Below are 12489 nucleotides of genomic sequence, written 5' to 3'. Positions count from 1 at the left end.
AATATGTTAAAGGTAATAGTTGAGACAAAAACATTAGTTCAAGCACTCGGTTTTGCAAGTTCTGTTGTTGAAAAACGTAATGTAATATCCGAGCTTGCAAATATTAAACTATCGGCAAAGGATGGGCTGTTAGAACTTAGCTCTACCAATATGGACTTATATTTAAGCCAAAAAATAGGAGTGCAAGTAGTAAGTGAGGGTGAGCTTACTGTCTCCACTAAAACTTTAAATGATATAGTTAGAAAGCTTTCTGATTCAGAGCTTACCTTAACTGATTTAGGTACTACAGGGCTTGAAATAACAGGAAAAAATTGTCGCTTTAATTTATTTACTCTGCCAGTAGAGTCTTTTCCTGTGATGGATAATATTAATCCAGAAGCTAGCTTTAAAATTTCTTGTGCCGAGTTTGCTAAAATAATTGAATCAACAAAATTTTCAGTTTCTTTAGATGAGACTCGTTATAATCTAAACGGCATTTATTTGCATGTAAAAGACGGCGAGTTTTATTCTGCAAGTACTGATGGTCATAGGCTTTCTGTTTCATCTGTAGCATTAGCTGAAAAAATAGAGGATTTTGGCGTTATATTACCGCAAAAAAGTGCTGAAGAGATTTTAAAGATAGTAAAAGATTCTAAAAATGCAAATGCGGATATAGAAATACTTTTAAGTAGTAACAAAATTAAGTTCATATGCAATGAAAATGTTATTATGCTATCAAAACTAATTGATGGTACTTTCCCTGATTACAGTAGTTTTATTCCAGAAAATAGCAGCTCAAAACTAGTAATTAACCGCAAAATATTTGCCGATACTATCGAGCGAATAGCAATAATAACAGTTGAAAAGTTCAGAGCTGTGAAATTGTCACTATCCGGTGCAGCTCTAGAGATCAGTGCAATAGGGGAAGCACGAGGAAATGCAAAAGAAGTTATTAATTCTTCAAAAGAGACAGAAGCTTTTTATGAGTATAGCGGTGAAGCTAATTTAGATATAGGTTTCAATCCGCAATATTTAGAAGACGTTCTAAAGGTTATAAAATCAGATTTAGTAGAGCTATATTTCTCAAATGTTTCAGCACCAGTACTTATTAAATTCCCTGAAAGCCCTAAGGATATATTTGTAGTCATGCCCGTTAAGGTATAGTATACTCGTTTAATTTGAAAAATTGGCTAAAGTTGCTTCTCGCTTTTGATCCTCACGTATTAAGTGTATACGCTGCGGTCAAAAGACTCCGAGGCGCCTTGCTCTTTTCCAAATTAAACTTCGTCTATCCAACTCTTCATTTATTAGGGATATATATCTACTTAAGCTGTGATAGAAAAGTAATTGCTGGCACTATCCATAAACCTGAAGTTTTGACAAAAATTCTAATTTTTCTGACTAAAGTAAAAATTTATATTTAAAGTTAAATATTTAGTGCTTTTATCAGCTTAAAAGCGATATTTCTACAATTTAAAGTAAATTATTTGATATATAATACAAATTATAGATTGATACGCTTGCCACTTTTTTTAATGATGCTCCTCGCAGCAGAGCTACGAGGTATCTAAAAAAGTTTTAGTTGTTTCTTATGATATCACGAAGCAGAGCTTCGGGGAATTAAACCCTGAGAGATTAAATATGCTAGGAAGTGTGGTATAAGAATTAATAATTTTAGTTTTATAGTAAGTATTGTTGCCTAAATAATAAAAAAATATCCTTATTCATTGCTTTAATGAATTTTATTTATATATAATTGAATTAACTATAAATCATAAACTACAAATATGAAAAATATTTTTTGTAAATTTACATTTACCATCTTGTTATATTTAATAAATTTTCAGGTGATTGCAGCAAGTTTTAATGAAAAAATACCATTATATTTTAAGCTTGATAATGAAAATTTGCTTGCCGGTCAGAATTCTTTAAATATTAGTTTATGCGATACTAGAATTAAGGATTGGTGTGCCAAACCACAAAGAAATACAGGAGTTGAGGGACAAAAAATAAATGAGTTTTTAACGATTACCCCTGAAATTAAAGGGGAATGGCGATTTAACACATGGTATAATATAAGCTTTATACCTGAAAGCAATTTTCTGGCTAATCAAACTTATAAAGTTACTGTTAATACTCAAGATTGCTTTCCAAGTTTTATCGATTTTAAAAGCAATATTATAAACTTCACAACTTTACCATTACTTCCTACTATTAAAGATATGAATTATCTACAAGATAATATCGATATTTCAAAAAGATTTGTTCAAGCCAGAATAATTTTTAATTATCCTATAGACTCTAAAACGCTGGGAGAAAGAATTGAGCTTACAAAAATTTCAACGAAAGAAAAACTACCTTTTTCTATTACTTTCAACCAAAATAAAACTGAAGCTACTGTTATTGCTAATATAGAAGCCCTTACTGATAAGGAAGATATAGTATCTATTGAGTTAAAAGATGGCGTGAAGCCATTATATGGTGGTGTGGATTTCGCTCATAAAAATGTTGATTTACAAAATAATAAACCCTCAAATAGCATAAAATATTCTTACAAAGAGCAGGTATTAATTCCCAGCTTATCATCATATTCAAAAGTGACTAATGTTATTGCTACAATTGTCAAAGATGAAAAATTAAAGCCTCAGCAAGTAATCGTAATTACTACAAACACACCTATTTTAGGTGAAGAACTCAAAAAACATTTAGAGCTGTTTTTACTGCCAAAAGATAAGCCAGCTTTTTTAGGAGTAACAAATAAAAAAGATTATAGATGGCAAAGTCCAAAAGAAGTAACCGATGATGTTCTTAAATCTAGTGAGAAAGTAAATTTTGAGCTGCTACCATCTGTGCCAGAAGTTAGTACCATGCATAGTTTCAAGGTCAATACTATTTCTGCAAGATCTCTACTTGTTAAGGTAAATAGCGGAATTAAGGCATCAGGAGGTTTGATGCTTGGTAGCGATTATGCTCAAATAGTGCAAATACCTGAAAATCTGAGAGAAGTTAAATTAATGTCTGACGGCTCTATTCTCTCATTATCAGGTGAAAAAGTACTGCCTGTTTATTCTCTTGGAATAGATAAATTATATTTAGAGATCGATAAAATTAATCAACAAGAAATAAATCACTTAATTAGTCAGACAAATAGATATAACAGTTTTGGAAACCCAACTTTCATAAATGAATATTCTTTCAATGAATATAATATTTCAGAGGTGTTTCAAGAAGAGGTAATAATTAACTCTGAAAATTTAAATCTACCTCATTATACTGATTTAGATTTTAGCAAATATTTTAATCTAGAAGCTAAAGGCAGTTATTCTAAAGGTCTATTTTTGACAAAAGTTTTTGCTAAAGATAAGCAAGGTAATATAATTTCTCAAGATAAAAGGTTAATTCTAGTAACTGATCTTGGTCTAATAGTGAAAACCGATAAAGATGGAACACATAATATATTCGTTTCATATATTAGTAGCGGTAAACCAGCAAGCGGTGTTAAAGTTGATATTATAGGACTTAACGGTGAGGTAATAGAAAGTCAAGAGACAGATAGCAATGGGTATGCCGTTTTATCTAACGTTAAAGATTCTAGTAAAGAAAAAACACCTGTAGCTTACATATTAACCACAAGCGATGATTTCTCATTTATGCCTTATGGAAGAGTGGATCGCCAAGTTAATTATTCTCGTTTTGACGTATCAGGAGTAGTTAGTTCCGATTAAGGACTAAAGGCTTATCTATTTTCTGATCGTGGAATTTATAGACCAGGAGAACATGGACATATAGGTATTATCCTAAAGCAAAATGATTGGCAAGGAAAATTTGATGGGCTACCTCTAGCAGTAGAGATAACTAATCCTCGTGGGCAGATAATAGATAAAGGTAAGATAACATTAAATCCAGACGGATTTACCGAATATTTATTTAATACATATGACGAGTCTTTAAGTGGTACATATAATGTAAGTCTATATTTAGTAAGCGATAAGGGGGATAATAGTTATCTCAATAGTATAAGTTTAAGAGTGGAAGATTTTCAGCCTGATCGTATGAAAATAAACATAAACTTCAATAACTTAAAGGATGAATTATGGACGAATCCTAAAGACCTTAAAGCAAATGTTAATCTTATAAATCTTTATGGTACGCCGGCAGAAAATAGAAAAGTTAGCGGATATATTGATATTAGACCAACACAATTCTTTGTGCCTGCTTTTAAAGATTATAAATTTTATAGCAGTAAAGAAAATAAAGAATTTTTTAGCGAACGCTTAGGCGATATTACTACTGACTCTAAAGGGAATGCTAGTTTTGCACTGAATCTTGAAAAATATTATAATGCTACTTTTAATTTGACACTTTCAGTAGATGGATTTGAGCCTGATTCAGGAAGAAGTGTAAATGCAAATAAATCAATCATAGTTTCACCGCTAGATTATATAATAGGCTTTAAAAGTGATAGTGATTTAAAATATGTTAAAAGAGGAACTACTCCAAAAATAGAGTTCATTGCTATATCAAACAAAGCAAATAAAGTAGCAGTTCCTGACTTGAGTCTTACTTTAAAGAAAATTAATCATGTAAATAATTTAGTTGCTGATGGTGGGGGTAATTATTCCTATAAATCAGTTCCTATTGAGACGAATATATCTTCTGATAAAATCGATATTACAGCAGAAGACGGCTTTGTTTATAATATACCTACTAAAGAAGCAGGCGATTACGTTATTTATTTAACAGATAAAGATGGAACTATATTTGCTCAAAGTGAGTTTTCGGTAATAGGGGTGAGGGCAATGTTACGGCTAACCTAACTGAAAAGGCTAATTTAACAGTTAAGCTTGATCCAGATTCTTATGAAGCTGGTGATACGATTCTTTTAAATATTATTACTCCTTATACAGGATATGGGTTAATTACTATTGAAACTGATAAATTGCATAATTTTACTTGGTTTAAAACAGATGAAAATAACACTATTCAGGAAATCAAAATACCTAATGAATTTGAAGGCAAAGGATATGTAAATGTACAATTCGTTAGGGATCTAGACGCTAAAGAAATCTTTATGTCGCCGTTCAGTTATGCGGTAGTACCTTTTAGCTCTAATGTGCATGAACATAATCAAGAAATTGAATTAACACTTCCTACAAAGATAAAATCAGGTGAAAAACTAACAATTAATTATAGCACCACAAATCCGGGTAAAATTGTAATATTTGCTATTGATGAGGGAATATTATCATTTGCTGGTTATCAAAACCTGATCCGCTTAATTATTTCATAGGTAATAGAGCCCTTGAGGTAACTACATCACAAATTATGGATTTAATATTGCCAGAAAGCTCATTTTTAATGAAAGCTATGGCAGCCCCTGCAGGTGATTATGCTATGAATATTAGCAGAAACCTTAATCCATTTAAAAGAAAAGATCAGCCTCCCGTAGTATTCTGGTCAGGAATTTTAGATGCAGATCTTGATAAAAGAGAAATTAAATTTGATATTCCAAGCTACTTTAACGGCACTTTAAGAGTTATGGCAGTATCAGCAAGTCTTGAAGCTGCTGGAGCTTTTAAATCTGATGTTTTAGTACAATCAGATATTATTATTACTCCAAACTTACCCAGGAGTTTCGCACTTAGCAAAATTGTGTATTAGTCAGGAGTTTCGCACTTAGCAAAATTGTGTATTAGTTAGAAGCCATTTAGTCCGTCCGCCAAAACTCTACAAGCCTTATAGATAATATGGTTTTAAGACAAGAAGTAATACAACAATCCGTAAGAAAATGATAAAATATGGTCATAAACCTTATGGATTTCAGTCAATGCCAATAGACAACATTATCAAATCGCAAGAACAAGGGAAACTGTTTGGTTATAAATTAAAAGAAGAATTAAACCCAAATAATAAGCTATATAAATTAAGAGAATTAATAAATTGGTCTAGGCTCGAAGAGTGGTTATCAAAAAATGTTTGTATTAAGAAATTTGGTAGAAATAGAAAATGTCATAGAGTGATGCTTGGCATAACGATGCTACAAGCAATGTATAATTTTTCAGATTCATTATCAGAGGAAGAGCTAAAAGAGAATATGTATTGGCAGTATTTCTGCGGGTGGGAATATATAGAAAAAGACATAGCTATCTCGGAAACTAGTATACGACGGTTTCGTAGTGTATTAGGTGAAGCTGGATATAATGAGATATTATCGGAGTTGATCAGGGTTGGGATAAAAACTAACACAATTAAAAAAAAAGATTTGGAATTAATCATCGCTGATACGACTGTACAAATTAAGAATATCAAACACCCACACGATGTTTATTTAATGGATAAAGCTAGGCTTAGCATAGTAAAGCTTTGCAACAGTTTGGGTATACATTTGAATGAAACATACGCTAGAACCTATAAACGCGATATAGTAAAGCTATGGAAATATAAAGAACATAGTAAAGCCAAGAAGCGTTGGAAAATAATGAAGCATTTAAAAATATTACTGGGTCGTTTGATTAGAGTATGTGAGCGTGAGATCAAAAATAAGCAATTAAACTTGTCTCTCAAAAATCAAGAAGTATTGCAAAAAATAAAACAAATACATAACCAATCTGTTTTAAAAAGAGAAGCTAAAAAGCAATATAAAGAAGATAACAAAGTATTATATAGTTTTCATGCCCCTGAAGTAGAGTGTATAGGAAAGGGAAAACGCAACAAGCCATATGAGTTTGGCAATAAAGTAGCGGTAGTAGTAAGTGGTCGTAGAAATTTTGTTTTATCCGCAAAATCGTTTCATAATAATCCTTATGATGGTCATACATTGCATCAGAGCTTTGAAGCAGTAGAGAGTGTCACTGGAATCAAGATAAAGAAATCATTTGTTGATCTTGGGTATAGTGGTAGCAATGTAAAGGAGAAGAGTAAGGTATATACCCCAAAAACGCGGAAGAAGTTGTTACAAGAGGACAAGTCTATGATCAAGAGACGCAGTGCCATAGAACCAATAATAGGTCACTTAAAGCAATATGGTCGGATGGGTAGAAACTTCTTGAAAGGTATGATAGGAGATATTATCAATCCAATAATCTCTGCTATTGGTTTGAATTTACGATGCATTGCAAATCATTTACAAATCGTGTCTAACTCCACATAAATCAAAAATATCATCATGCAAAAACTAGATGAACGATAAAAAATCGTTAACAATAGCTCCATATCAAAATTAGACCAACACAGAAATGTATCAGTAAAAATTAACATAACTTATTAATTTTTATTGAAAATCTTAGCAATTTGTTGTCAAAACTCTATCCCATTACAAATGATCAGGATTTGAAGTGTTTTTGGCGGATAGACTAGGTAACAGAAATGCAAATAGAGAAGAATAAAAAAATAAATGAAGCAATAGATTTGCTGATAGAAGGCGGAGTAGATTTAAAAACAGCAGGAGTTTCGCACTTAGCAAATAATATGCTAATCTAGAGAAAAATAGTTTTAGATAAAAATGACAAGATCAAAATGTAGCAAAGATTTATATAAATCATTCTTACAAGCAAGTAGTGTAAGATATACTAGCAAAGCATTATCTGAAGTAAGTCCATTAGATCTATCGCACGATAGTGCAAGTCGATGGTTAAAGAGTAAGGATTTTCGCCCTAGCGAAATCTATAGCAAAGTGTCAAAATATATTGATCTGGAAGATCCTTGTTTATTAGTGGGAGATGACACCTTATTGTCAAAGCAATACAGTAAGAGGATCGAGCTTGTAAATTATCAATATTCTGGGGCTGTACATGATGTTATACCTGGTATAGGAATGGTAAACTTACTGCATTACAATACTCAAATTGATCAATCTACTCCTGTAGATTATAGAATATATAGCTAACGCGAAAAGGTTTTTACCATAGTTTTTGTATTTACTCACATATTCACCAGATCTAAATCCTATTAAACATTGCTGGACTAACTTTAAAAACTGTTTACATAAAATTATTGATCAATGCCTAAGTTTTTCCTAATCTATGGTAGAAACATTTCCGTGTTAGCTATATGATAAAGAAACTGATGGTAAAACAAAGAACGAGCATTTTTGTGATATGCTTACTTTAGCTAAAGAAAGAGGTATCAAGCCTGATGCTATAGTTATGGATGCTTGGTATAGTGGTTTGGATAATTTAAAACATATACGTAATTTAGGTTGGATATGGGTTACCAACCTAAGAAAAAATAGAAAAGTTAATCGTAATGTTAGCTTGGAAACTTTAGAGATTCCCGATGAAGGGCTAAAAATTCACCTACGTGGATACGGTTGGGTTACGGTATTTAAGTTTGTGGCAAAAAATGGTCGCATTGATTACATAACAACTAATTTAGAGAATCCTACACGTGAGCAAATAGAGAAAATTGTTAAGGCGCGTTGGTCTATAGAAGTTTATCATCGAGAATTGAAACAAACTTGTGGTATTGAATGCTGTCAGGCACGCACGGGTCGAGCTCAAAGAAATCATATTTGCCTTGCTGTATTGGCCTGGCTTGATATGAACAAAAGGAGGATAAATGAAAACATTACTTTATATCAACAAACTTGGGAAGTTATAAAAACATCAATTCAGAACAACATTAAATGGCTTCTAACTAATACACAATTTTGCTAAGTGCGAAACTCCTGGATTTGATCTCATCTAAAATTTTTGGATGAACAGATAAAAGAAATAGAAAAGCTTATATCTAACCATATAAAGAAACATACAGACTTATCTGATAAAGTGTAGAAGTCAAGATTTGATCTTACAGACACTATAAATTTTGCACCTGATTGTCAGTTAAATTTTGACTGTCAGATACATATTCAAGATACAAGATTATATCTTACATTTAGTAAAATAAATTAATTATTAAATGGAGATAAAGAATGAACTTAAATCAAAAAATAATAAAACCAAAATTAGGTTTACTTGAATTAGCTAAGAGCCTTGGTAGTATATCATCAGCATGTAAAGCGATGGGATATAGTAGAGATAGTTATTACAGATTTAAAGAACTGTATGAAACTGGTGGCGAAGAAGCGTTGTATGAAATTAGTCGAAGAAAGCCAATAATAGCGAATAGAGTTGATCCTGCTGTAGAGAAAGCAGTACTAGATATGGCAATAGAATATCCAGCATATGGTCAGCTAAGAGTATCAAATGAGCTTAAAAAGACAGGTGTACTTGTATCACCTGGGGGAGTAAGATCAATTTGGTTACGTAATGATTTAAACAACATCAGTAAAAGACTTAAAGCATTAGAAGCAAAAATGGCTCAAGATGGTATTGTGCTTACTGAGGCACAATTACAAGTGCTAGAGAAGCGTCATAATGAAAAAGAAGCTCATGGAGAAATTGAGACACAGCATCCAGGGTATCTAGGATGCCAAGATACATATTATGTAGGCAACTTTAAGGGTATAGGTAAGGTTTATTCTCAGGTATTTATTGATAGCTACAGCAGAGTAGCTGATTGATGAACGAACATTAGAATTACCCATGACGAATATTAAAATTACCCATTTTTGAGTAAAAAATATTGTCGAGTCTTTTGCAATGATTGTGTAAATTTTTGTTGAGCCTATATTAGAAGTAATTAAAAATATAGGTAACAGAAATGCAAATAGAGAAGAATAAAAAAATAAATGAAGCAATAGATTTGCTGATAGAAGGCGGAGTAGATTTAAAAACAGTACTAAGTCAGAATGGATTAATTAAGGAATTAACCAAGGGTATTTTAGAGCGAGCACTGCATGCTGAGATGTCAGAACATTTAGGTTATAGCAAGTATGATAGAGCTGAAACTGAGAATGCGAGGAATGGTAGTTTTAGTAAGAATCTGATTAGTGAGAATGGTACTATAGAGATAAATGTTCCAAGAGACAGACAAGGTAAATTTGAACCTATAATAGTCTCAAAGAAACAAACAAGAATAGATGGCTTAGACCAAAAGATAATATCCTTATATGCGAAGGGTATGAGTGTGTCTGATATTAAAACACAATTGCAAGAATTATATGGAGCTGAGATCAGTGAGAGCCTAATCAGCAGGATTACAGATGAAGTAATAGATGAGGTCAAGATTTGGCAGAGTAGACCTCTTGAATCAGTATACCCTATAGTATATTTTGACTGTTTAGTAGTGAAAGTAAGACAAGATAAACTTATTATTAATAAATCAGTATATGTAGCTTTAGGAATAGATTTATCTGGCAGAAAGGATATTTTAGGCTTATGGATAAGTGAGAATGAAGGAGCTAAATTTTGGCTTGGTAATTTTACTGAAATGAAGAATCGAGGAGTAAAAGATATCTTAATTGCTTGTAGTGATAATCTAACTGGTATGTCTGATGCTATTGCATCAGTATATCCGAAAACTGAACATCAAATTTGTATTGTCCATCAGATCAGGAATAGCCTCAAATATGTATCATATAAAGATAGAAAGCAATTAGCAGCGGATTTGAAACTAATCTATACTTCTGCTACTGAAAAAGAAGCAGAATTAGCTCTTGAGTCATTTGATCAAAAATGGAGTAAGCAATATCCGCATATAGCTAAATCTTGGTATAATAATTGGGATAATTTGATAATTTTCTTGCAATATCCAAAGGAGATTCGTAAGATTATTTACACTACAAATGCGATAGAATCGCTGAATAGCCAATTGAGAAAAGTTACTAAGAATAAACGCATCTTTCCAAATGATGACGCAGTATTTAAAGTTTTATATCTGACAATTGATTATATTACCAAAAAATGGTCTATGCCTATCCCCAATTGGAATGAAGCTATGGCTCATTTTATGATCAAATTTGATGGTAGAATTTAATGGTTCACGAAATTTACACAATTGATGAGACAGAGCCATATTGTCTAAAGTGTTACATTATTATCCTCCGATTTTATAGTTAGTCTATCCGCCAAAAACACTTCAAATCCTGATCATTTGTAATGGGATAGAGTTTTGACAACAAATTGCTAAGATTTTCAATAAAAATTAATAAGTTATGTTAATTTTTACTGATACATTTCTGTGTTGGTCTAATTTTGATATGGAGCTATTGTTAACGATTTTTTATCGTTCATCTAGTTTTTGCATGATGATATTTTTGATTTATGTGGAGTTAGACACGATTTGTAAATGATTTGCAATGCATCGTAAATTCAAACCAATAGCAGAGATTATTGGATTGATAATATCTCCTATCATACCTTTCAAGAAGTTTCTACCCATCCGACCATATTGCTTTAAGTGACCTATTATTGGTTCTATGGCACTGCGTCTCTTGATCATAGACTTGTCCTCTTGTAACAACTTCTTCCGCGTTTTTGGGGTATATACCTTACTCTTCTCCTTTACATTGCTACCACTATACCCAAGATCAACAAATGATTTCTTTATCTTGATTCCAGTGACACTCTCTACTGCTTCAAAGCTCTGATGCAATGTATGACCATCATAAGGATTATTATGAAACGATTTTGCGGATAAAACAAAATTTCTACGACCACTTACTACTACCGCTACTTTATTGCCAAACTCATATGGCTTGTTGCGTTTTCCCTTTCCTATACACTCTACTTCAGGGGCATGAAAACTATATAATACTTTGTTATCTTCTTTATATTGCTTTTTAGCTTCTCTTTTTAAAACAGATTGGTTATGTATTTGTTTTATTTTTTGCAATACTTCTTGATTTTTGAGAGACAAGTTTAATTGCTTATTTTTGATCTCACGCTCACATACTCTAATCAAACGACCCAGTAATATTTTTAAATGCTTCATTATTTTCCAACGCTTCTTGGCTTTACTATGTTCTTTATATTTCCATAGCTTTACTATATCGCGTTTATAGGTTCTAGCGTATGTTTCATTCAAATGTATACCCAAACTGTTGCAAAGCTTTACTATGCTAAGCCTAGCTTTATCCATTAAATAAACATCGTGTGGGTGTTTGATATTCTTAATTTGTACAGTCGTATCAGCGATGATTAATTCCAAATCTTTTTTTTTAATTGTGTTAGTTTTTATCCCAACCCTGATCAACTCCGATAATATCTCATTATATCCAGCTTCACCTAATACACTACGAAACCGTCGTATACTAGTTTCCGAGATAGCTATGTCTTTTTCTATATATTCCCACCCGCAGAAATACTGCCAATACATATTCTCTTTTAGCTCTTCCTCTGATAATGAATCTGAAAAATTATACATTGCTTGTAGCATCGTTATGCCAAGCATCACTCTATGACATTTTCTATTTCTACCAAATTTCTTAATACAAACATTTTTTGATAACCACTCTTCGAGCCTAGACCAATTTATTAATTCTCTTAATTTATATAGCTTATTATTTGGGTTTAATTCTTCTTTTAATTTATAACCAAACAGTTTCCCTTGTTCTTGCGATTTGATAATGTTGTCTATTGGCATTGACTGAAATCCATAAGGTTTATGACCATATTTTATCATTTTCTT

At 31.9% G+C, this 12489-nt stretch carries 4 protein-coding genes and 4 pseudogenes; 7 read left to right on the top strand and 1 reads right to left on the bottom strand.

Annotated features, from left to right (window positions below; translation table 11 throughout):
* Window positions 1-3: 3 nt before the first annotated feature.
* The 7 genes and pseudogenes from dnaN to AAHI98_RS13540 all read left to right on the top strand — a co-directional run bounded on the left by dnaN (window position 4) and on the right by AAHI98_RS13540 (window position 10836).
* On the top strand, window positions 4-1143 hold the full coding sequence (dnaN, locus tag AAHI98_RS13570) for a DNA polymerase III subunit beta (RefSeq protein ID WP_342226095.1): 1140 nt from the start codon (window positions 4-6) through the stop codon (window positions 1141-1143).
* 623 nt (window positions 1144-1766) lie between these two features.
* Window positions 1767-5607: pseudogene (locus tag AAHI98_RS13565) on the top strand (alpha-2-macroglobulin family protein); the annotation flags it as partial.
* A 160-nt stretch (window positions 5608-5767) separates the two neighbouring features.
* Complete coding sequence (locus AAHI98_RS13560) at window positions 5768-7129, top strand: IS5 family transposase (RefSeq protein ID WP_342224717.1); 1362 nt, start codon at window positions 5768-5770, stop codon at window positions 7127-7129.
* Between the two features lie 351 nt (window positions 7130-7480).
* Window positions 7481-7855, top strand: a pseudogene (locus AAHI98_RS13555) (IS701 family transposase); the annotation flags it as partial.
* 172 nt (window positions 7856-8027) lie between these two features.
* Window positions 8028-8633: pseudogene (locus AAHI98_RS13550) on the top strand (transposase); the annotation flags it as partial.
* 257 nt (window positions 8634-8890) lie between these two features.
* Window positions 8891-9478, top strand: a pseudogene (locus AAHI98_RS13545) (helix-turn-helix domain-containing protein); the annotation flags it as partial.
* A 143-nt stretch (window positions 9479-9621) separates the two neighbouring features.
* Window positions 9622-10836, top strand: coding sequence for an IS256 family transposase (locus AAHI98_RS13540; RefSeq protein ID WP_342224684.1), 1215 nt, complete (start codon window positions 9622-9624; stop codon window positions 10834-10836).
* A gap of 285 nt (window positions 10837-11121) precedes the next feature.
* On the opposite strand, the gene AAHI98_RS13535 is transcribed toward AAHI98_RS13540, so the two are convergent.
* A complete protein-coding gene (locus AAHI98_RS13535; protein WP_342224717.1) occupies window positions 11122-12483 on the bottom strand; it encodes an IS5 family transposase in 1362 nt (453 codons plus the stop codon).
* Window positions 12484-12489 lie beyond the last annotated feature (6 nt).

The organism is Rickettsia endosymbiont of Urophora cardui (assembly GCF_964030725.1).
GTDB lineage: Bacteria > Pseudomonadota > Alphaproteobacteria > Rickettsiales > Rickettsiaceae > Rickettsia.
Note: the sequence above shows the minus strand (reverse complement) of the source record. Positions and strands in the feature narration are given on the sequence as shown.

Coding starts and splice junctions, on each gene's coding strand:
- AAHI98_RS13535 (WP_342224717.1), bottom strand. CDS start 12,483: ATGATAAAATATGGTCATAAACCTTATGGATTTCAGTCAATGCCAATA.
- AAHI98_RS13560 (WP_342224717.1), top strand. CDS start 5,768: ATGATAAAATATGGTCATAAACCTTATGGATTTCAGTCAATGCCAATA.
- AAHI98_RS13540 (WP_342224684.1), top strand. CDS start 9,622: ATGCAAATAGAGAAGAATAAAAAAATAAATGAAGCAATAGATTTGCTG.
- dnaN (WP_342226095.1), top strand. CDS start 4: ATGTTAAAGGTAATAGTTGAGACAAAAACATTAGTTCAAGCACTCGGT.